The following is a 20,110-nucleotide window of genomic DNA, read 5'->3' as shown; positions in this document are numbered from 1 at the left end:
CAGATCTTTGCCCGGATTTTCCGTACCCGCCCGAACTCAACCACTTCTACTGACCGTCTAAGGACGGAACCCTGCCCGACCGTGTGACCCCCGTCACGATGCCCGGTAGACGTCCCTGGTCAACGCCGTGATCCGCGCCGACGCGGCCCCGAACGAGGAGCCCGCCGGCTGCAGCGTCAGCACCACGACGATCTTGTCTCCGACCACCCCGGTCGTATGCAGCACGGGCCGTCCGATCCCCAGATCAGGCGCCCACGCCGCCGGCCGCACCCCACGGCACCGCTCCGCCGGCACGTCCCCGAACCCCGACCACCCCTGCTTGACCGCCCACGGCCGCTTCAACGCCCGCGGGATCCCGAACGTCTGGTCGAACCCGTCCTTCCCGCACGGCGTCGCCTTCCGCAGCTGCTCCATGACGAAGTCCCCCGCCTTCGCCTCCAGCAGATACCGGTACGTCTTGACCACGTCCCCGGCACTGAGCGCCGTGTACCCCCAGAACCCGGGCTTCTCCGCGGGCGGCGGCGCCGTCTCCGCCAGCCCCGCCTTCCGCACCATCCGCTCGATGATCTGCGCCTGCCCGCCCCGCCGCCAGAACTCCGTGGCCGCCTGATCGTCACTCGAGCGCAGCATCGACGCCAGCAACACCCGATCCGCCGCCGACGCCCGATGCCGCTCCAGATAGTCCAGCGCGATAAGGATCTTCACCACCGACGCCGACCGGAACGTCCGCCGCGCCTGCCGCGCCAGCACGATCCGCCCGACTTTGCGATCGAACACCACAAACGAGGCCCGAACCCCCGCAGGCACCCGCACGACCGGCGCCTTCGAAGCCCCCGTCGTCTTCGGCGCCTCCGGCTCAGGACTCCCGCTCACCGACTGCGCCCCTTCCACACCACCGCCGCTCCCGCCCCCGCCCTGGCTCCCGCCGCCCGAGCACCCGCACAGCAGCCCCACGCACAAGACCCCGCCGAGCACCGCCCGCAAAGACACCATCCGCCCTGCCTACCAGAGATCATCGGGCCTCGTAACTCGGTACGCAGGACCCCGTGGACTGCGCTACAGTTATCAAGCCCGCTCAGCCGGGCACCGGGACGTGGCGCAGTTTGGTAGCGCACTTGACTGGGGGTCAAGGGGTCGTGGGTTCAAATCCCGCCGTCCCGACAGAGAAACACCAGCCCAGAAGGGCTTCGGAGATCATTCCGAAGCCCTTTTTCGATCTTGAAGGTCGATGGGGAGCCAAAAGGGGAGCCACCACCATCCGGCCTACGCCGACTTACCCGGACCGAACACCGCGTCGGCCACCTCGGCGCCCCGGGTGATCACCGGCTTCAGCTGGTGCCGGTAGACCTCCCCGGTGACCGCCGGAGAGGAGTGCCCGCACAGATCGGCGATCGCCTCGATGGGCACTCCCCCGTCACTCATGATCGATACGAACGAGTGACGCAGTTCGCGCGGCGACCAGGACTCCCCGATCCCCGCCTTCCTGGTGATGAGCCGGAACCCCCGCCGCACGTTCGCGGCGTCCAGCGGCTTCCCGGTCGCAGAGCAGAACACCAGCCCGCTGTCGTGCCACGCCTCCCCCGCTTTGAGCCGATCCGAGGCCTGGCGCGCGTGATGTCGGCGCAGAGCGTCCGCCGCCCGCAGCGGCAGCTCCAGCGTCCGCCGCGACTTGCCGGTCTTGGTGTCGCCGTGGGCCCGGACGGATCGCCACACATAGATGGCGAATCGGTCGCGATCGAAGCCCGCCTTGACCACCGGCCGCCATTCGGCCTCCTCGTCGCTGCACGCCACGACGTGAGCCCACTGCAACGCGCGGGCTTCTTCCGTGCGGACACCGGTCAGCAGGCTGACCACGACGTAGGCGTGCAGTCGCGATGACTGGGCCGCTTCCAGCACGGCCTGGGCCTGTTCGAGCGTGAGAGCCCGGCTCGGACGGCCGGCAGTGCCCTTGGGGGTCTTGACCAGCTCGGCCACGTTCCGCATGACCATGTCCCGCGCTTGAGCCTGCCGGATCGCCCGTTTGAGGATCGCGTGCACGAGCCGCAGGCTCCGGGTCGACAGCATGCCGGAGAGCCCGTCGAGCCACTGATCGACCTCGTCTGCCCGCAGATCGGCGAGCTTCGCCTTGCCGAGCAGCGGAATGACATGCTTTCGGGCCAGGCTCTGGTAGTTCCCGAGCGTGCCATCGTCCAGGCCCTTGAGGCCCCTGGCGAGCCAGTCCTCGACGCAGTCCCCGACCGTGTAGTTCGCCGGGGCTTTGATGCCGGCCTCCAGGTCCTCGACCACTTGCTTGAGCTTGTCCAGAACCTGGCTCTTGGTCTTTCCCTTCCTCTTGACCCGTCTGCGCTTACCGTCGGGGCCGAAGCCGAGAGCAAGAGCCCCTGTATAGCCTCCCTTCTCCGGATAGACGGTGCCTTCGTACTTACCGATCAGGATCTTGCTCAATCGATCGCTCCTCGCGTCGGTCGAGATACTCCTTGATCGCTTTCCTGATGACCCATGACACGTCGCGTTCCTGCGACTGCGCATACGCGGACAGGCGCTGTTTGAACGCCGTGTCCACGCGCACTGCAGGCAGGGTCGTCCTGTCGTCGGTCATGTGCGTCTCCTCTCGTCAGTTGCATGTGCCGAGTTGAGATCGCGCTCGCGTCGATGGAGTTATCAAGAAGCGAGCCTCGGGCCTCCCTCACCGGGCGCACCCAAGGACTTTCGTAGCACACTGTAGCACATAGAGTACCTAGAGTTACCATGCGCGCTCCATTGAGGCGATGAAGTCGTCGAGTTGCCGATCGGTGATCCGCCGCAGCCGGTCGATCTTGATACTGCGCAGGCGTCCGGTCCGGAGCAGCATGTACACCTTGTCTCGGCCGATCTGCAAAATCTCGGCGACCTGCTCCACGGTGTACACGCGCAGCCGAATCCCGTCATCCGTAGAGCTACTTTCGGATGCCGTATCGCTTAGCCGCGCCGCTCCGCACTCGGAGCGGGAGGTCGGAACGCTCATCTCGTGCGAGGTCTGCGCTGGCTCCGACAAGATCGGGGCACCGCAACGCTCACACGTGTGGCCTGGGACTCTGGAGTGAGTGGTCACTTGAAGCACCACCCGGTGTCACTGATGAGCTCTCCGTTTCCCTCTTCAAGGGGCAGGGTCACCTCGCAAAGGAGGTACCCGTAGAGAGGCCCGGCGGCACCGTCGCGGCGGATGCGGCGGACTTGAGGCGGGTCGACGCCCAGGGCGGCGGCATGGTCCCGGTTGGAGCGAAGAGCAGCAGCGTCGTTGGAGTCGTCACCAGAGTTGGCGAACGAGAAGGCATGAAAGGCGATCTTGTCGCGAGGCGCCAGGGCAACGGCGGCCGTTGATTTCCAGCCGCCACCGCTGGCCCGGAGTGGACCGTGAGTCGACGGGGTCTTCGCTCGCTTCGGTGACGGTGGCGTGTTCAGGTTCTGGCGGTGAGCTGGTGCGTGGGCTCGTGTGGGAGAGGTTCTGGGGCCATGGGCGGAGCGGTCGGTGGGGTGATGTGGGTGCATACGCGGGCCTCCGGTCAAGCTCCGGTGGGGTGGTGTGCGGGGCGGGTGGCACCGGTGTATTGGCGCTCGCGGTAGGGGTTGCCAGCGAATTGGGCGATGCGGACGACGTCGCCGGTGTGGGGGGCGTGGATCATGCGCCCGTGCCCGTAGTAGATGGCGACGTGGTGAATGGTGGCCGGGTTGGCGGGGTTGGTGGCGAAGAAGAGCAGGTCGCCGGGCTGGAGTTGGGGCCGGTGGATGTGGCTTCCGGCGTTGTATTGGTCAGCGGCGACTCGGGGTAGGCGGATGCCGGCTTGGGCCCAGGCGTATTGGGTGAGGCCGGAGCAGTCGAAGCCTTTGGTGCCTGCGCCTTGGGCGGTGCCGTAGGTGGGGCCGGTGGGTCCTCCGCCGCCCCAGGAGTAGGGGGTGCCCAGCCAGCGCAGCGCGGCTTTGACGGCGGTGGCGCCGCGTCCGGTGGTTGTGAGGGTGGCGTAGCGGGCGGCTTGGTCGAGGACTTTGCGGACGTACCAGTCGGCGTGGTTGTACTGCCAGATGGCCCGGTAGAGGTGTCTGCCGCCTTTCCCGGCGCCGCCTGCGCACAGGTAGCGGGCTGCGGCGGGGATCGCGTCGGCGGGGTTGTAGCGGTCTTTGCGGCCGTCGTGGTCGCCGTCGGTGCCGTAGGCGGCCCAGGTGGCGGGCAGGAATTGCATGGGGCCGCCGGCTCCGGCGGAGTTTTCGCCGGTATGGACGCCGGGTTCGGTGGAGCGGCCGTGGTCGGATTCGATCTTTCCGATGGCGGCCAGGACGTTCCAGGGCAAGCCGGGGCAGGTGGAGGCGGCGTCGAGGTACCAGCGCAGGTAGGCGGGCGGGATGTCGCGTTCGGCTTCGGTGGTGGGTGCGGCGGCGAGGTCTGAGCCGGTGCCTGCGGCGGAGTTGTGTCCCGCGGCCAGGATGAGCAGCGCCAGGGGGAGGGCGAGGGCGGCGGCGCATGCGGTGGCGGCGGCCTTCACCGGGTGGGCCGCTGGGGTGGGGCTGGGTGGCTAGTCGGTGGGGTTGTGGGCGCCGGTGCGGGCGCGGTGTTGGGCGCGGTACCCGGCGCCCTTCTTGGGTTCGGTTGTGTCATCGGCGGCTTCCCCGGGTTGCTGGTGGGGCTGCCGCAGCACCTCGCGGACTGCTTGCCAGGAGTACCGGAAGTCCTTGCCGGTTTTGAGGGCGGGGATCTGCCCGGCGTTGGCCATCCGGCGGACGGTCTGGGGTGAGAGGCCGAGTTTGGTCGCGAGTTCGGCGGTGGTGAGGACGTCGGGGTCGCGGCCGGGGGTCTCGGTCATCGGTGGGGCTCCTGGGTGGGCGGTCACAGTGTTCCTTTCAGTGTGGTGGATGGGTGCTGCGGAAGCACGTTGTTCGGCATGATGGCGTTCTCAAAAGTTGTTTGGCGATGCTTGCGCTCTGTCATGCTGCCACGTACGGTGATCGTCCAGCAACCGTGAGCATCGATTCGGGGGTATGTGGGTGAGTCTTCGACAAACCAGACCGAGTCCGGCCAGTGAGGCGAGTGAGGTCTTGGATGTGGTCGTGGCGGGCGCGCATGGCGGCGCCGGAACCTCGACGCTGACCACGCTGCTGCCCGCAGTGTGGGACATGGGCTCGATCGCGCCGCTGCTGGAGCTGGGCCGATCGCCGCTGCGGGCCACGGGCCGCCCGGTGGTCGTGGCGGTCCGCAACACCGCGGTGGCGGCCAAGGATGCGACGGCGGCGATCGGGGCGCTGGCCGAGTGGGACGAGCGGGTGGCGGCGCTGGCGATCGTCAGTGACGGCGGTCCGGAGTCGCCGGAGGCGACGGCCCGGTTCGCACTGCTGCAATCACGGGTCGAGGGCGTGGTGCGCGTCCCGTATGTGCGGGCGCTGCGCCTCGTCGAGGACCCGGGCGTGGTCGCTCTGCCGGGCAAGGCACGCCAAGCCCTCGATGAGCTCCGCCGGATGGTGGGCGTGGCGTCCCGACGGGGGCGGTGAGGGTGTTGTCTGCGCTCATCGCCTTGGCTCGACGGCTTCCGCAGGACGGCGATGTCAAGGTGCCCGATCCTCCCCCGGCTGCGCCGCCGGGGATGGATCAGAAGATGGAGACGCTGCTGGCGTGGGGCAAGTGGGGCGTGCTGATCTGCGGCGTCGCCGGCTTGTTCATCTGCGCGGGCCAGATGGCCATCGGGCGCAAGAACCGTTCCACGTTCGCCGCAGATGGCGCGACCGGTATCCCGTGGGTGCTGGGCGGGCTGAGCCTGGCGGCGACGGCGGCTCCGATCGTCGGGGTGTTCTTCAAATGAGCCTGCCCAAGGACGAGAGGAAGCCAGCCGTTAGGGCGCTGTGGCGCTACGGCTGGGTCATCGCGGTTTCGGTGGTCGGCGGCGGAGTGCTGGTCGGCACGGTCGTGCCTTCGGTGTTCAGGACGTCCTCGATGGCCACCCCGGTGATCGTCCGGACAACTACGCGGGCCGGGCAGTTGGTGAGCGCGCCGCAGGTGTCGTTCAGCGGGGTGTCGTGGCGGGACTACCACGGCGTCCTCCTCCCCTACTCGGCCGAGGACGGCCCGCGCCACGTCAACGGCGATCTGGCGGAGGGGTTCGCGCGGACGCCGCGCGGGGCGCTCCTGGCGGCAGTCCACATCGTGGTGCGGGCGGACGTGCGGTGGGGGCCGACGGTGTTCGAGCCCACCATCGAGCGGCAGATCATTGGTCCCGACACCGAAGCGCTCCTGGCCTCGACCCGCGAGACCTACGACAAGCGCCGGGGCGACCGGCGATACGGAGAGGCGCTCGGCCGCGGCTATGTGGTGCTGGAAGGGTTCCGGTGGCAGGGCTACTCGCCGGAGGCGGCGAGCCTGGATCTGGTGTCGGCGGGGCCGGGCGACAGCGACGTGACCGCTCGTGCGGTGACGCGGATCCAGTTGCGCTGGCAGGGCGGTGACTGGCGGGTTCTCGCCCCACCCGGTGGGGCGTGGGCGGGGACGGCGTCCCCGGCCGAGTCGGCGGACGGGTACGTCCGCTTCCCGGGCGGGGGTGGCTGATGCTCCCGCTGCTTCCTTTCGATCCGTGTTCGCCGGTCATGGAGCCCGCGTGCGTCCAGCCGGTGGACAACGATGAGGGCGGCAGAAATCCGCTGATGCCCGGGCTGCCCACGCTGCCCGATATCTCGGGGGCGATCGGCGGGCATGTGCTGGATGAGTTGGCCGAGTCGTTCCAGTCGGCGACCGGATGGCTGATCTCCAACACCGCGTCCTGGTGGGTGCAGACACCTTCGCCTGATCTGCAGGGTGAGCCTGCGATCGGGTATCTGCAGTTGCTGGTCCGGCCGTTGACGGTCGCGGTGGCGGTGATGGCGTTGCTGGCCGTTGCCGCGCGGATGGCGTTGTCGCGCAAGGCGCTCCCGCTGGTGGACGCCGGTCGCGGTCTGGTCGTCCTGGCGGTGGTCACCGTGATCGGCACGGTGGTGCCAAATCTGCTGCTGCAGTGGGGTGACCTGTGGAGCGGCTGGGTTCTGAAGGCGTCCTCGCACGGCGACTTCGCCCGCCGCATGACCGACATCGTGATGTTTCCCAGTGCGGCACCGCGCGCACTGGTGCTCATCTTGTGCCTGTTCGCGCTGGTCATCGGGATCGTCCAGGCGATCCTGCTGCTGTTTCGCGGTGCGGCGCTGGTGATTTTGGCGGGGCTGCTCCCGTTGGCGGCGGCCGGGATGATCACCACGTCGACCAAAGCGTGGTTTCCGCGTGTGGCGGGCTGGATGCTCGCGCTGATCTTCTACAAGCCGGCCGCGGCGGCGGTGTACGCGACCGCGTTCACGCTGGTCGGCAAGGGAGAGAGCCTGCACACGGTCCTGATGGGGTTCGCGATGATGCTGGTCAGCCTGATCGCCTTCCCGGTCCTGCTGAAGTTCTTCACCTGGACGAGCGGGGGAACCGAGTCCGGCACCGGCGGCGGGATGCTCGGCGCGCTGATGAGTAGTGCCGCCGCGCTCGGCGCGCTGCGCGGCTACGGGGGCGGTGGTTCTGGGGGTGACGAGTCCGGTTCGGCCAGTGAGCACACCACCTACCTCAAGCAGCAACTCGGAGACCAGGACACCGCGCCGCCCGGCGACGACCAGCCCGACCAGCCGGTCAGCACGCCCGACTCCCCCGACCAGCAGCCGCCGACCCACCCCCCGGGCGACCAGGCTCCCGACCCGGGCTCTCCGCCAGGAAGCGGCCAGCCCGATGCCGACCCGTCCAAGCCGGGGCACGGCTCGGCGGGCGGGCACGGGTGGGCGCCGCCCGGCGGCGGCGGGCAGGGGGAACCTGTCGGCCCAACGACGATCCGGACGGCCGAGCAGGAGCGCCAGCGCGGTGAGGACGCGGTCCGCTGGGCCGCGACCGGGGGTGCCGGTGGCCCGACCGGCGCGGCCGGTGAGGGAGGCGGCGGTCATGGGGCATGAGGTCCGCACCTACGGCGGGTGGCGGCGCCGGCACGGCATCGGCCTGCTCGGCCTGGACACCACCTCCACTTTCGTCGCCCTCGGTGCCGCGATGCTGCTGGTCCTGGTCGCCGCGACCGCGGCGCATCTGCTCTTCTACCTGCTCCCACCGGCATTGCTCGGCGGCGGTTTCGGGCTCATCCGGGTCGAGGGCATCCCCGTGGCGCGGCTGGTGCTGGCGCGGGTCCGCTGGCGATGGGGCGTGTTGCGCGGCCACAACCGCTACCGCGCCGGGGTCGTCATCGACCATCCCCGCGCGTTCCAGCTCCCGGGCGTGCTGGCGCCGCTGACACTGCTCAGCGCCGAGGACGGATACGGCGGCCGGTACGGGATCGTGTGGGACCGCCGCACCGGGCTCCTCACCGCCACACTCCGCGTCGTCCCGACCTCAACATGGTTGGCCGACCGCAGTGACGCCGACGCCTGGGTCGCGGGCTGGGGCGGCTGGCTCGCCACGCTCGGGCACATGCCCGCCATCCGGTGGGTGTCGGTCACGGTGGACACCGCGCCTGAACCCGGCTCCACCCTCGCCGACGCCGTCCACCGCGCCATCGTCCCGGCGGCGCCCGCGCCGGCGCGCACCATCATGAGCGCTCTCGTCCGCGCCGCCCCGGCCGCTGCCGCCGACGTCGACACCCGCGTGTCGATCACCTTCGACCCGAAAGCGTCCGCGGCCAGCCCTAAGAATCTGTACGAGGCGGTCGCCGAGCTGGGGCGCACACTGGACGGGTTGGCGTCACGGCTCGGCGGGTGCGGAGTCTCGGTCCTCGGCCGCGCCACCGCCGCCGAAATCGCCGGGACCGTGCGCACCGCGTTCGACCCCGATGCGCGCGGCGAGGTCAACCGGCTCCTGGCCGGTCCCGGCTCCCACGACGTGCTGAACTGGTGCGATGCGGGGCCGGTCGCCGCGACCGAGCACACCGGCCACTACGAACACGACGGCGGACACTCCGTCAGCTGGGCCTGGCACGAGCCACCACGCCAGAACGTCCGCTCCGACGTCCTGGCCCGCCTGGTCGCTCCCGGCCCGTTCGCCAAACGCGTCACCCTGCAGTACCGGGCACTTCCAGCCACCGCCGCGAGCCGCGTCCTGCAGCAGGAGGTGAACGCGGCGGCGTTCCGTGCCCAGTTCCGCCGCCGCACCGGACGCGACGAGACCGCCCGCGACAGCTGGGACTCGGCTCGCGCCCGCCAAGCCGCCGCCGAGGAGGCCATGGGCGCCGGGGTCTGCCTGGTCGCCCTGTACGCCACCGTCACCGCGACCGACCCCGACCAGCTGCGCCGCGCCGTCGCGCACGTCGAGACGGCCGCCGACTCGGCCAAGATCCGGCTGCGTCGCCTGTGGGGCAGCCAGGCCGCCGGATTCGCCACCACCCTGCCCTGCGGCATCTGCCCGCCCGAGTTGTCCCGCCGCCTCATCCACTAAGCCGGAGGAACCGAGCTTGCCGAACGCTGAAACCCAAGCCATGTCCGAACCGCTCGCCCCGCCCTGGGGATGGCGCGGCCCCGGCGCCGGACGCGCCGCGCACGTCGAGCCCGCACCCGAATACCAGGCCACCACCAGCCAGGTCTGCGGCCTCTACCCCTTCACCGCCGGGTCCGGGACACCCACCGCCGGCACCCCGGTCGGACGCCACCAACTCTGGGGCGAAGTCGTCTGCCTCGACCCGCTCGCCTGGCTGCGCGAAGGGCTGGTCACCAACCCCGGCATGTTCGTCCTCGGACAACCCGGCACCGGCAAGTCCACGCTCGTCAAACGCCTGGTCACCGGGGCGGTCGCCACCGGCACCACACCGATCATCCTCGGCGACACCAAACCCGACTACACCCGGCTGGTCGAATACCTGGGCGGGCAGGTCATCCGCGTCGGACGCGGCGCCGACCGCATCAACCCCCTCGACGCCGGTCCGCTGGACGAAGCACGCCGCCGCCTGTCCGGGGCCGACGCCGAAACCCTGCGCTGGGAAGTACGCTCCCGGCGGCTCTCCCTCCTGCTGGCCCTGGCGACCTTGGTCCGCGAGGCCCGCATCACCAACGCCGAAGAGGTCGTCTTGGGTCGCGCCATCGACCTGCTGGACGACCGCCTGGATCATGAGCCCACGATCGTCGATGTCCTGCGCATCCTCGAAGAGGGGCCCGCCGAGCTTCGGGGAGCGACCCGCACCGACACCGCCGACGCCTACCAGGCGCAGACCCGCGGCCTGGTCTTCACCCTCGACCTGCTCATCTCAGGGTCACTGGCCGGGGTGTTCGACGCCGCCACCACCCGGCCGCTGAACCTGGACGCGCCCGCGATCAGCGTCGACATCTCCCGCGTCCGCGCCGCCGGCGACAAACTCCTCACCGCCGCGATGCTGTGCACCTGGGCCTACGCCTTCGGCATGGTCGACGCCGCCACCGCCCTCGCCGAGCTGGGCGCCGCCCCGCGGCGTTCCTACCTCGGTGTCATGGACGAACTGTGGCGCGCGCTGCGCGGCGCCCCTGGACTGGTCGAGCACGCCGACGCCCTCACCCGCCTCAACCGCGCCAAGGGCATGGCCTCGGTCATGATCACCCATTCGCTCGCCGATCTGGACGCGCTGGCCACCGAGGAGGACCGCGCCAAGGCTAAAGGGTTCGCCGACCGCTCCGCCATCACCGTCCTGGCCGGGCTCCCGCCCCGGGAACTGGCCCGCGTCCACGAGATCACCCCGCTCACCGGGCCAGAGCAGCAGCTCGTCACCTCCTGGTCGGCTCCCGACTCTTGGCAACCCGGCGCCCGCCACCCCGGACGCGGCAAGTACCTCATCAAGACCGGTGAACGCCTGGGCATCCCCGTCGAGCTCTCCCTCGTCGGCCCGGAAGTCGATCTGTACGACACCGACCAGGCAATCCGGGTGAACCCATGACCCGGGCACTCGGACCACGCGCATCGCTATGGCACTCCAACGCGAGTGCCGGATGGTTGGTGCTCGCCGCGTGCTGGACACCCATCGCCGGGCTGTGGATCGTGTGGGCCGCAGCGAAGCTGTCCGCGGTCGCAGCTGACGGGACGGTCATGCCATTCGGCACCGACTTCGCGGCCACCCTCATCGGAGGACGGACCGATCAAGCCTGGCCAGGGACGCCGACATGGCTCGTCCTGCTGATCCTCGTGTCGCTGGTCATCGCGCTGGTATGGGGCGTCTGGGAGATCTGGTCGCGGATCGCCGACCGTCTCCCGCAACCGGGAGACCCCGTCGCCGCGCTCGCCGACAACCCCGGCCTGACCGCCCTCCAGCCGGACGCGACGGCGAGCAAGGCGATCGCGCTTCGGCGCTCCCTCGCCGAGTCCAACCCCGGTGACTTGAAGCCGGACGACATCGGCCTCGTCCTCGGGGACGTCCTGCTGCCGGGCGACCGGAGCGGCCCGACGCTGTTCGCCTCCTTCGAGGACACGGTCGTGGCGTTCATGGCGCCGCGCTCGGGCAAGACCACCACCCAGTCGATCCCGCACGTCCTGTCCGCGCCCGGACCGGTCATCGCGACCAGCAACAAGGCCGATCTGTGGTCGGCGATCGCCACCGTCCGCGCCGAACGCACCGGCGGGAAGATCTGGCTGTTCGACCCGCAGCACATCACCTACCAGCCGCAAGCCTGGTGGTGGAACCCGCTCGCCCGGCTGTCCACCGTCGAGGACGCCCACCGCCTCGCCGGCCACTTCGTCCTCACCGTCGATGACGGCCAGAAGAAAGACCTGTGGGGTCCGGCCGCGCAGGACCTGCTGTGCGCGCTGTTCCTGGCCGCCGCGACCTCGGGACGGTCGCTGAACCATGTCGCGCAATGGCTCGACGAGCCCGCCGTTCCCACCCCGATCGAACTGCTCCAGAAGGCCGGGTTCCAGCTGATGGCCTCGTCCCTCAAAGGCACCCAGAACGGCGCCGTCGAGACCCGCGACGGCATCTACCAGACCGCCCGCACCGCCGCCAAAGCCCTGCGCGACCAGGAGATCCTCGCCTGGGTCACCCCCGACCACGATCTTCCGGTCTTCGATCCGCACGCGTTCGCCGGTTCCCGCGACACGCTGTATCTGCTGTCGAAGTCGCTGTCGGCCGCCGCCCCGCTGATCGCCGCGCTCACCGACACCACCATGCGCGCCGCCGAACGCCGCGCCGAACAAGCCGGCGGACGACTCGACCCGCCACTGGTCGTCGCGCTCGACGAGGCCGCCAACATCTGCCGCATCGCCGACCTTCCGCAGCTCTACTCCCACCTCGGCTCGCGCGGCATCATCCCGGTCACCATCCTGCAGAGCTACGAGCAGGGCGTCACCGTCTGGGGCGAGCCCGGCATGGCCGCGCTCTGGGGCGCCGCCACCCGCAAACTCATCGGCGCCGGCATCGACTCGCCCCGCCTGGTCCGCGACCTGGCCACCCTCATCGGACAGCACGACGTCCCCGTCCGATCCATCACCTACAGCGACGGACGCGCCAGCGAACAGATCTCGCTGCGCCAGCAGGAGATCCTGCAAGCCGCCGACATCCGCGCGCTCCCGGCAGGGACCGCGTTGCTGCTGGCCACCGGCACCAAGCCCGCCCTCGTCCGGCTCCGGCCCTGGTATGCGGGCCCGCACGCCGCCGCCATCGGCGCGGCCATCGAGACCGCTGACACCGCGATCGCCGATGCAGCCCGCAGCCATTACGACCACCCGGACACCCCGTCCATGCCATAGCCGTGCTCGACGCCACAGCTCACGTCCACGAAGAAGAAAGGGGCCTTCACATGCACGAATCCGCAGCTTTGGAGGCTTCATGCCCAACCCCGATACACCCGCGACCGGCAGCAAACGCCGCGAGTCGCTGTACCCGGACGTCACCGCCTGGGTCAGCGAGCACTTCGTCCCGATGTACCGGCGCACCCTCGGCGGCGAGTTCCGCTGGTGCGCCGAATGGTGGCGGCACGGCGAGGCCATCTCCCGCCTGACAGCGCTCTGGTTCGCCTGGGAGGCGATGCGGCTGCAGGGCGCCACCGGCATGGCGCTGTGGTACCGCGACCACCTCGACCACCAGATCCCCGTCCTGCTCGGACCGCGCGGCCCCTTCTACCAGTGCACCGAGAACGAGCACCTGTCCCCGCACGAGGCCCACATGGTGTCCGTCCCCGCCGGGTGGTTCGGTGCCGGCTCTAAAGATCCTGCCGCGACTCAGTCCCGGGACGCGGTGCGCGCGTGACCGAACGCATGGACGCCACCGCGCTGGCGCTGGACGCCTACCAACAGCACCTGTTCGGCGACCTGGCCAACGGTCACCGCACCGACCGCGCGGAAGCCGAGGGGCTGCTGCACTCCCTGGTCGTCGACCTCATCAACTACGGCGAAGGCAACCGCTTGGACGTGGTCGACCTGCTGGACGCGCTCGTCCAGGCCCGTCTCGACCGCGGCGGCGCCCTGACCAATCCGCGCTACAGCTTCCGCCTCAACACCGAGGTCCAGTTCCGCGACCACGAGACCGAGCCCCGCCGGGGGTTCATCACCGAGCTGAGGTCATCCGGGACCGGTCAGGACGCCGAATGCGTGCTGCGCATCCCCGGGTTCGTCGACCCGCAGCACGCCACCACATCGCAGCTGGAACCGGCCACGCGAATGGTGCCTGTCCTCACCCGTATCTGCGGGACCGCCTACTCCGCCCTGGAGGCCGAGGACGCCATCACCGAGATCATCACGCACCTGCCGCAACAGCAGGCCGATACCGACCCGCAGTTGCTCGCGGATCTGGCCGAACTGTCAGCCACGCTGGCCGCCTGGTCGGGCACCAAACCGGAATGGGTGCTGCGCCATCTCCGCCACCGGGCCGGTGAAACCAGCCCGGTGCAGGACGGCATGTCTCCCGCCGCCCGGCGCGCCGCCGCCTCGTTCCCCAACGACATCGCCGCGCTGCTGGCCGGCGAGCAGCCCGCCGCGGTGCCGCCCAGGCATCCCGCGCCCTCGGAGAACCGGCCGCGTCCTCGGCTGCCGTGACACCCGAACCAAGCACACCTCTTCACCCTTGGAGTCCTTGTATGGCCGACCCTGATGAGGCCGTCGCCGCCGCGCTCGACGCCTACCAGCAGCAACTCCTGCCCGACGACGTTCCCAGCCACCGCGCCGACCCCGCCCTGGCCGAGCCGCTCATCACCTCGCTCATCGAGCAACTCGCCCGCTACGCCGACCGCCTCGGCCTGGACGTCCAGGACACGTTCGCCGAGCTTCACCAGCAGCACCTGGACCGCGGCGGGCCCGACCACGACCCGGTCTACAGCTTCCGGCTCGGCGCCGAGGTCCAGTTCCGGCAGGGACGCACCGCCACCGGCGCCACGCCGCGCTTTCCGCTGTGGCGCGGCTTCGTCGACGCGCTGGCCACCTCCCCGTACGGCGAAGCCCACTGCGCGGTGCGGGTCCCCGGCGTCAACGAGAGCCTGCACGTCACAGCGTCCGAGCTGGAGCCAGCCGATTCGCTGCTTCCCCTGCCGACCCGGACGGCCGGAGTGGTCTCCGACGCCCGCAACGCCGAATCGACGATCGTCGACATCGCCGCCCGGCTCAAGCGCGCCGCCACCAACGGCCTGGTCGCCGACGAGCAGGCACTCGCCGACCTCGCCCAGCTGACCATCCGGCTGGGGCAATGGTCGGGCGGCCAACCCGAGGCGATCATGCGGCACCTCTACAACCGCATCACGCACGCCGCGCACACGCCGACGAAGGGACGTCCCGGACCGGACCCGGCGGTTCGGCTGGCGGCTACCGAGTTCCCCCAACGGCCGACTTCTCTCACCTCCGACGATCCGCCGTCCACGACCAGGCCCAAGCCGGACGGCCCGGCCAGACGGCACAAGCACCGCCCCTGACTCGTCCACCGAACCTTTGGAGGTCGTATGACCGAAGCCGGCGCCGCGGAGTTCGCCGAGTTCGGAGCCGCCGCCTTGGACTCCTTCCAAGCACTCTTCGAGGAGACCGAACACCTCGACCACCGCACCAACAACGCCCACGCCCGCGAACTCCTCGGCGATCTGCTGATCGACCTGATGCACTACGCCCAACACCGCGGCCTGGAGTTCAACGACATCCTCGCCCAGGCCAACGGCTACTACCTCAGCGAGCACAACAGCCCCGACGTCTTCGCGGTCGGCTCGACCGTCCAACTCGACGGCCCCGCCGCCGACGAGGCGATCCTGCTGGGCCATCCGACCCGGGGCACCGTCACCGGGCTCCTGGTCCCCCACGACGGGCCGACCGAGTACAACGTCTGCTTCCTCGGCGAGACCAGCAGCCGCACCATCATCGACGCCGACCTGGAACCAGCCCCGCCGTTCCCTTCCACGTCCACCGCTCAAGGGGTCATCAGCGATCCGCTACACGCCGAGGAAACCCTCGTCGAGACCATGGCCCGCATCGCGCGAGCCGACCTCGACGGCGTCCGGCCCCAGCAGGACGACCTGGACGATCACCACGTCCTGCTCGATGCCCTGGTGACCTGGAACGGCATGGACGACCGCAACGTCACCGACCTGCTCCTCGCCAAGGTCGAACCACGCCTCACCACCTCGCAACCCAAGGCGCCGGTCACAGGCGCGTCACTCAGCCCGGCCCAGCTCGCCGCACAGGACTTCCCCATCCCACTGGTCCAAGGACTCTCCGGACGCCACCCCACCTCTCAACCGTCGCCGCGCCCCACCGGCCCGGCCAACGCGCGCCACCACGGCCACCGGTAAGCCAGCTCCACCTGCACAAACCTCGCCACGACACGCGCGTCACCACAGTTGATCGGCAGCCCACGAGCAACCAAACTCGCAACCATCAACTTTAAGCATTCATCCTGCGTCCGCATCACCCATCGAGGCCGGGACGCCGACGCCCTGGAGGTTCCGCTGAAGCACTTCTTCGACTACGCCAGCCAGCAGATCAAAACCGCCGACTCCCTGCCCGCGCTCCTCGCCGCCGCCTTCATGGGTCTGGAACTCATTGAGCGCACCACCACCGTCCTGGCCCAGAGCGCCCAGGAGGACGCTCACCAAACCGCGCTTGCCGAGGCGATCGACGCCTGGTGGGCACTGGCCGAGGCACCCTCCCTCGCCTGGCCCGAAGGCTCCATGTCGGACGCCGACGTCCAGGAGTTCACCGAGGCCATCTCCGCCCTGGTGATGGTCGTCGCCGAAGCCATCCTCAACGTCGCGTCAAAGACCACCGAGCCGGCCGACCGGGTCGCCTGCCTGCGGGCCGCCCACCACGTCGGCAACGTCCACGCGGCCATGAAGTAGGTGCGCCATGCCCCACACCACCAAGCACATCGAACGCGCCGTCCACGCCCTGATCGCCTACGAACACGACGCCTTCCCCGGCAAACCTTCACTCCTGCAACGCGACCCCTTCTACGCCGAAGCCCTGCTCGCCGCGCTGCTCTGCGACCTGGAGCACTACGCCAGCCACCACGGCATCAACTTCTCCGACGTACTCAGCACGGGCCGCGCCATCAACGCCTCAGAAGTCGCCGAGGACACTCCCTACAAGATCGGCGACCAGGCACGCCTCACCCACCAGCACAACCGCTGCGGCACCGTCATCGGCTGGCAGACCATCAGCCCCGACACCGAGACGTCCTTTCTCGTAGCCGTCCCCGGCGTCCCCTACGTCTACGCCGAACCCGCCACTCGCCTCGCGCCCGCACCCGACTTCCCGCCCACGCACACGATCGTGGGCGCCGTCCACCACGCAGACCAGGCCGAACAGCTCTACATCACCATGACCACCCGACTGACCGACGCATCGGGCCCGATCCGCGCCGCGCTCGAACACGACCGCAAGAAACTCCTGGCAGCACTGAGTTCCTGGAGCGGCATCACCGAAACCCGCCTGCACGACGCACTCGCACCACGCCCACCCGCGAGCAGGCATCACCCCGCCGAAACCAGGGCCGTCGCCCCAGGCGTCTCCACCGCCATCAGCCACGACCTTCCCTCGCCGCCGCCCCACCCGCGCAGCCGCGAGCAGCTGCCGCCTTCTTCCGCCACAGGCCCGGCACCCGGCACCTGACCACAGCCCGCACAATCCACAACCTGCGCACCCTGCAGCCGTGCACCCCAATCCGCGCCAATCTGTGCCGATCAGCGACAACCACTACCCACCCGTCCTCTGGAGGACACCGCGATGGCCCATGAACGCCAGCACGACGACGTCCGGCACAACTGGTTCACCGAGATCCTCGGCAACGCCCTCAACGACCTCGCCCACGCCGAACGCGTCATCACCTCCTACGCCGCCCAGCAACCCGACGGATTCATCGCCTGGGGAATGGCCGAAGGCGAAGCCGTCCAAGCCCACCAAGCCCTCCGCCAAGCACCATCCCTACGCGCCGTCCCCCCGGCCGACCACACCGACCTGGCCTCCACCGCCGACGCCCTGTTCGACCTCGCCCGCACCATCTCCCAGAACCTCGTCCGAGCCGCCGAACTGGCCGCCGACCCCGACGACAAGATGGCCTGCCTCCAAGCCGCCCTGCACGCCGGACGCCTCCGCGACACCCTCCGGTAGCCGCCCGTGGCCACCTTCGGAGAAATGAGCGCGCTCGCCCACGAACACCTCACCGACCTCCAACACCAACTCCACACCCGACGCCTCACCCGCGACCTGCGCAGCCGCACCACTCCACCCGAACTCGCCCGCCTCACCCACGTCCTGGCCCGCTACCACGACCAGATCGCCGACGGCTTCGGCATCCCCCACCCCGCCTCGGCCAGTGTGCGGGACGGCGCCCACCGCGCCAGCACTCTCATCAAGCAAGCCGAACATCTCCTCGGCCCGCCTGCGGAGACCGAAACCCCACGCTCCGCCCTGGCCCAGAAACTTCGCGCCGCCTCCATCGCCCTCGGCTGCGGCCTCGACCTGCTTGCCACCCACTTCCCCGTCACCACCGACCAGGCGATCACCGCTGACGCCGGGGTCATCGCCGCACCCGACACGGCCCGCTCCCTGCTGCGCCAACTCAGCACCCACACCGCGACTCTCGGCCACCTCGCCGGCCGCGCCGACCCACCCGCCAACCAGGCCGGTCCACTCCTGCTGAAAGCCGCGGTGCTCGCCCGCATCTACAGCGAGAACCAGACACGACCACCCATCAACGTCATCTCCGTGCACCACATACCCGACCGCATTCCACCCCAGGTCGGAGAGAGCGGCGACCAAGCCCTGGCCGGCATCACCGCCAGCATTCACCGCCTCAGCAACCCCACCTTGCCGACCTCGGTCACCACCTGGCGCTACCTCGCCCGAGCAGCCGCCATCATCTGCGACCTCAACCGCAAAACCGTCCGGCAACTGATCCACCGCATCAACGAACTGGACAAACCCGACCAACTACCGGCGATCAAACAAGCCGCCACCGACCTCAAGAAGCTCAGCGTCACCTGGAGGAGCATCGTCCGACGCTGGGACGAGCACATCGGCCATTACGGCCACCCCGCCAACGGCCCCGCCAGCGACGCAAGCGACCTCATCATCCGCCTCGGCCGCCTACTCCACACCGACCCCGCCTGGACCCCAAGCTCGCGCGCCTCCACCCGCGTCAAACCACCCCAGGAACTCGCGCCCACCCTCACCCAGGCAGCCGAACTCGCCACCACCACCCTCAAAGCTGTCGAAGCCTGCAATCACCTCGCCACCCACCACCACGCCGCGATCAACGACGCCGCAGCAATCGGCGCCCTCAACCGCCAAAAGAAATATCCCACCCACCTACCCCGGGTCCCGGGATCAGCCCGCGATCTATCAGCCTGGTACGAAAATGCCCAAAATAAAGGCCACCAAGCCATCACCACCCTCGCCCAAGCCATCCAACATCTGACCCCGCCATCCATTCCCACTCCAGACGAAGTGCGCCTTATAGTGCACAGAACGCCAGATGTCGACGACAAACAATCAAATCTATCCGCAGCCGAATTTCCGGAATCAATCACGTCCCTCCTCAACTCTCCACACACACCACTAAAGTCAACTCAAAGACTTCAAGATACTTCCAGAACTCGAAATACCAGTCAGAACAAAAGCGCAGCAAAAATAGAATCAAGGCATGGAGTCGTATAAAGTGCCAGCCATTTCGCCGTCGCCGTGGTACTGTCCTAAAGATCGTGTGGGTGGGGTGGTGATCCGGAAGGCTGGGGCCGTTGCCCTGGCCGGGAAGGATCACGCGTGACCAAGGACAATGACGAGACCGTCGGTGGGCTGGACGTGCAACTGGCGGCCGAGCTGATCGAGAAGGCAAAGGCCGAGGGGGTGTCACTGGTCGGGCCGGACGGGTTGCTGGCCGGGATCACCAAGACGGTGCTGCAGGCCGCGCTGGAAGCCGAGATGGCCGAGCATCTGGGCTATGACAAGGGAGAACGCCCGGCCGGACCGACCGGTAATCACCGCAACGGCAGCTCGGCCAAGACGGTGTCGACCGAGGTCGGGCCGGTGCGGATCGAGGTGCCGCGGGACCGGGCGGGCGAGTTCACCCCGCAGATCGTGCCCAAGCACGCCCGCCGGGTCGAGGGGTTCGACGAGGCGATCGTGTCGCTGTATGCCAAGGGCCTCACCACCGGCGAGATCCGTGCGCACCTGGCCGAGATCTACCAGGTCGAGGTGTCCCGCGACCTGATCTCGCGGGTCACCGACAAGGTCGTGGCCGAGATGGAGGCCTGGCGGGCCCGGCCGCTCGACAGCGTCTACCCGGTCGTGCTGATCGATGCGCTGTATGTGAAGATCCGCGAGGGCAACGTGGCCAACCGCCCGGTCTATGTCGCGGTCGGCATCAACTGCCACGGCGAACGTGACGTGCTGGGGATGTGGGTGGGGACCGGCGGTGAGGGCGCCAAGCACTGGATGACGGTGCTGGCCGAACTCAGGAATCGGGGCGTGCAGGACGTGTGCGTCGCCTGCTGTGACGGGCTCAAAGGCCTGCCGGAGGCGATCGAGGAGATCTGGCCGCAGGCCACCGTGCAGCAGTGCGTGGTGCACCGTGGCTGCCAAGAATCAACATGCTGGTTTTCCGGGGCCGGGATGCTCTGGTGGTGCGTCGGTGGAGGCGAGCAGGTCGGCGGCCGAGGCGTAGCGGTGATCGGCGGGGGTGATGGCGAGGTG

The 20,110-nt window shown here is 69.4% G+C and carries 22 protein-coding genes and 1 tRNA gene; 17 read left to right on the top strand and 6 right to left on the bottom strand.

The features are described from left to right. Positions 1-93: 93 nt before the first annotated feature. Positions 94-777 (bottom strand): hypothetical protein, encoded by a 684-nt coding sequence (locus SM418_RS36360; protein ID WP_371946182.1) that lies wholly within the window; start codon positions 775-777, stop codon positions 94-96. Between the two features lie 310 nt (positions 778-1,087). Here SM418_RS36360 and SM418_RS36355 point away from each other — a divergent pair. Further along, positions 1,088-1,161, top strand: a tRNA-Pro gene (locus tag SM418_RS36355). 102 nt (positions 1,162-1,263) lie between these two features. On the opposite strand, the gene SM418_RS36350 is transcribed toward SM418_RS36355, so the two are convergent. From SM418_RS36350 to SM418_RS36330, 5 genes are all read right to left on the bottom strand, one after another. Further along, entirely contained in the window at positions 1,264-2,445 is a 1,182-nt protein-coding gene (locus tag SM418_RS36350) for a site-specific integrase (RefSeq protein ID WP_371946181.1), read from the bottom strand. Continuing rightward, complete coding sequence (locus tag SM418_RS36345) at positions 2,423-2,599, bottom strand: CopG family ribbon-helix-helix protein (RefSeq protein WP_371946180.1); 177 nt, start codon at positions 2,597-2,599, stop codon at positions 2,423-2,425. The genes SM418_RS36350 and SM418_RS36345 overlap by 23 nt, the downstream gene beginning before the upstream one ends. A 144-nt stretch (positions 2,600-2,743) precedes the next feature. Continuing rightward, the gene (locus tag SM418_RS36340) at positions 2,744-2,908 is read right to left on the bottom strand and encodes a helix-turn-helix domain-containing protein (protein ID WP_371946179.1); all 165 of its coding nucleotides are present in this window, start codon (positions 2,906-2,908) and stop codon (positions 2,744-2,746) included. A gap of 634 nt (positions 2,909-3,542) precedes the next feature. Beyond that, positions 3,543-4,517: a C40 family peptidase gene (locus tag SM418_RS36335; RefSeq protein WP_371946178.1), complete on the bottom strand. Its 975-nt coding sequence runs from the start codon at positions 4,515-4,517 to the stop codon at positions 3,543-3,545. A 30-nt stretch (positions 4,518-4,547) separates the two neighbouring features. After that, positions 4,548-4,835, bottom strand: a complete 288-nt coding sequence (locus SM418_RS36330; RefSeq protein ID WP_371946177.1) for a helix-turn-helix domain-containing protein — start codon at positions 4,833-4,835, stop codon at positions 4,548-4,550. A 244-nt stretch (positions 4,836-5,079) separates the two neighbouring features. Between SM418_RS36330 and SM418_RS36325 the strand changes: the two genes are divergently transcribed. From SM418_RS36325 to SM418_RS36250, 16 genes are all read left to right on the top strand, one after another. Then, positions 5,080-5,517 carry a hypothetical protein gene (locus tag SM418_RS36325; RefSeq protein WP_371946176.1) on the top strand — a complete coding sequence of 146 codons (438 nt, stop codon included), beginning with the start codon at positions 5,080-5,082 and terminating at the stop codon, positions 5,515-5,517. 104 nt (positions 5,518-5,621) lie between these two features. Continuing rightward, on the top strand, positions 5,622-5,825 hold the full coding sequence (locus SM418_RS36320; protein ID WP_371946175.1) for a hypothetical protein: 204 nt from the start codon (positions 5,622-5,624) through the stop codon (positions 5,823-5,825). Further along, a complete protein-coding gene (locus SM418_RS36315; protein ID WP_371946174.1) occupies positions 5,822-6,565 on the top strand; it encodes a DUF8175 domain-containg protein in 744 nt (247 codons plus the stop codon). The genes SM418_RS36320 and SM418_RS36315 overlap by 4 nt, the downstream gene beginning before the upstream one ends. Before the next feature lie 95 nt (positions 6,566-6,660). After that, positions 6,661-7,968 (top strand): TrbL/VirB6 family protein, encoded by a 1,308-nt coding sequence (locus SM418_RS36310; protein WP_371946173.1) that lies wholly within the window; start codon positions 6,661-6,663, stop codon positions 7,966-7,968. Beyond that, the gene (locus tag SM418_RS36305; RefSeq protein ID WP_371946172.1) at positions 7,958-9,433 is read left to right on the top strand and encodes an SCO6880 family protein; all 1,476 of its coding nucleotides are present in this window, start codon (positions 7,958-7,960) and stop codon (positions 9,431-9,433) included. Before SM418_RS36310 ends, SM418_RS36305 begins: the two co-directional genes overlap by 11 nt. Before the next feature lie 40 nt (positions 9,434-9,473). After that, entirely contained in the window at positions 9,474-10,895 is a 1,422-nt protein-coding gene (locus tag SM418_RS36300) for a putative type IV secretion/conjugal transfer ATPase (RefSeq protein WP_371946171.1), read from the top strand. Positions 10,896-10,954: 59 nt separating this feature from the next. Then, entirely contained in the window at positions 10,955-12,697 is a 1,743-nt protein-coding gene (locus tag SM418_RS36295) for a type IV secretory system conjugative DNA transfer family protein (protein WP_371946170.1), read from the top strand. Positions 12,698-12,776: 79 nt separating this feature from the next. Further along, on the top strand, positions 12,777-13,196 hold the full coding sequence (locus SM418_RS36290) for a DUF4913 domain-containing protein (RefSeq protein ID WP_371946169.1): 420 nt from the start codon (positions 12,777-12,779) through the stop codon (positions 13,194-13,196). After that, a complete protein-coding gene (locus SM418_RS36285) occupies positions 13,193-13,981 on the top strand; it encodes a hypothetical protein (RefSeq protein ID WP_371946168.1) in 789 nt (262 codons plus the stop codon). The genes SM418_RS36290 and SM418_RS36285 overlap by 4 nt, the downstream gene beginning before the upstream one ends. Positions 13,982-14,022: 41 nt before the next feature. After that, on the top strand, positions 14,023-14,847 hold the full coding sequence (locus SM418_RS36280; RefSeq protein ID WP_371946167.1) for a hypothetical protein: 825 nt from the start codon (positions 14,023-14,025) through the stop codon (positions 14,845-14,847). 27 nt (positions 14,848-14,874) lie between these two features. Continuing rightward, positions 14,875-15,711 (top strand): hypothetical protein, encoded by an 837-nt coding sequence (locus SM418_RS36275; RefSeq protein WP_371946166.1) that lies wholly within the window; start codon positions 14,875-14,877, stop codon positions 15,709-15,711. 48 nt (positions 15,712-15,759) lie between these two features. Further along, positions 15,760-16,257, top strand: coding sequence for a hypothetical protein (locus SM418_RS36270; protein ID WP_371946165.1), 498 nt, complete (start codon positions 15,760-15,762; stop codon positions 16,255-16,257). A 7-nt stretch (positions 16,258-16,264) separates the two neighbouring features. Then, positions 16,265-17,029: a hypothetical protein gene (locus tag SM418_RS36265; protein WP_371946164.1), complete on the top strand. Its 765-nt coding sequence runs from the start codon at positions 16,265-16,267 to the stop codon at positions 17,027-17,029. Between the two features lie 114 nt (positions 17,030-17,143). Next, positions 17,144-17,527 carry a hypothetical protein gene (locus tag SM418_RS36260; RefSeq protein WP_371946163.1) on the top strand — a complete coding sequence of 128 codons (384 nt, stop codon included), beginning with the start codon at positions 17,144-17,146 and terminating at the stop codon, positions 17,525-17,527. 24 nt (positions 17,528-17,551) lie between these two features. Further along, positions 17,552-19,075, top strand: coding sequence for a hypothetical protein (locus tag SM418_RS36255; protein WP_371946162.1), 1,524 nt, complete (start codon positions 17,552-17,554; stop codon positions 19,073-19,075). A 138-nt stretch (positions 19,076-19,213) separates the two neighbouring features. Beyond that, the coding region (locus tag SM418_RS36250) for an IS256 family transposase (RefSeq protein WP_443098417.1) at positions 19,214-20,110 on the top strand (897 nt) is incomplete at its 3' end.

The organism is Actinomadura chokoriensis (assembly GCF_041463665.1).
Lineage (GTDB): Bacteria > Actinomycetota > Actinomycetes > Streptosporangiales > Streptosporangiaceae > Spirillospora > Spirillospora chokoriensis_A.
Note: the sequence above shows the minus strand (reverse complement) of the source record. Positions and strands in the feature narration are given on the sequence as shown.

Excerpts from the sequence above, each read along its gene's own strand:
- SM418_RS36345 (WP_371946180.1), bottom strand. The coding sequence starts at position 2,599 with ATGACCGACGACAGGACGACCCTGCCTGCAGTGCGCGTGGACACGGCG.
- SM418_RS36330 (WP_371946177.1), bottom strand. The coding sequence starts at position 4,835 with ATGACCGAGACCCCCGGCCGCGACCCCGACGTCCTCACCACCGCCGAA.
- SM418_RS36320 (WP_371946175.1), top strand. The coding sequence starts at position 5,622 with ATGGAGACGCTGCTGGCGTGGGGCAAGTGGGGCGTGCTGATCTGCGGC.
- SM418_RS36315 (WP_371946174.1), top strand. The coding sequence starts at position 5,822 with ATGAGCCTGCCCAAGGACGAGAGGAAGCCAGCCGTTAGGGCGCTGTGG.
- SM418_RS36310 (WP_371946173.1), top strand. The coding sequence starts at position 6,661 with ATGCCCGGGCTGCCCACGCTGCCCGATATCTCGGGGGCGATCGGCGGG.
- SM418_RS36305 (WP_371946172.1), top strand. The coding sequence starts at position 7,958 with ATGGGGCATGAGGTCCGCACCTACGGCGGGTGGCGGCGCCGGCACGGC.
- SM418_RS36300 (WP_371946171.1), top strand. The coding sequence starts at position 9,474 with ATGTCCGAACCGCTCGCCCCGCCCTGGGGATGGCGCGGCCCCGGCGCC.
- SM418_RS36290 (WP_371946169.1), top strand. The coding sequence starts at position 12,777 with ATGCCCAACCCCGATACACCCGCGACCGGCAGCAAACGCCGCGAGTCG.
- SM418_RS36280 (WP_371946167.1), top strand. The coding sequence starts at position 14,023 with ATGGCCGACCCTGATGAGGCCGTCGCCGCCGCGCTCGACGCCTACCAG.
- SM418_RS36275 (WP_371946166.1), top strand. The coding sequence starts at position 14,875 with ATGACCGAAGCCGGCGCCGCGGAGTTCGCCGAGTTCGGAGCCGCCGCC.
- SM418_RS36265 (WP_371946164.1), top strand. The coding sequence starts at position 16,265 with ATGCCCCACACCACCAAGCACATCGAACGCGCCGTCCACGCCCTGATC.
- SM418_RS36260 (WP_371946163.1), top strand. The coding sequence starts at position 17,144 with ATGGCCCATGAACGCCAGCACGACGACGTCCGGCACAACTGGTTCACC.
- SM418_RS36255 (WP_371946162.1), top strand. The coding sequence starts at position 17,552 with ATGAGCGCGCTCGCCCACGAACACCTCACCGACCTCCAACACCAACTC.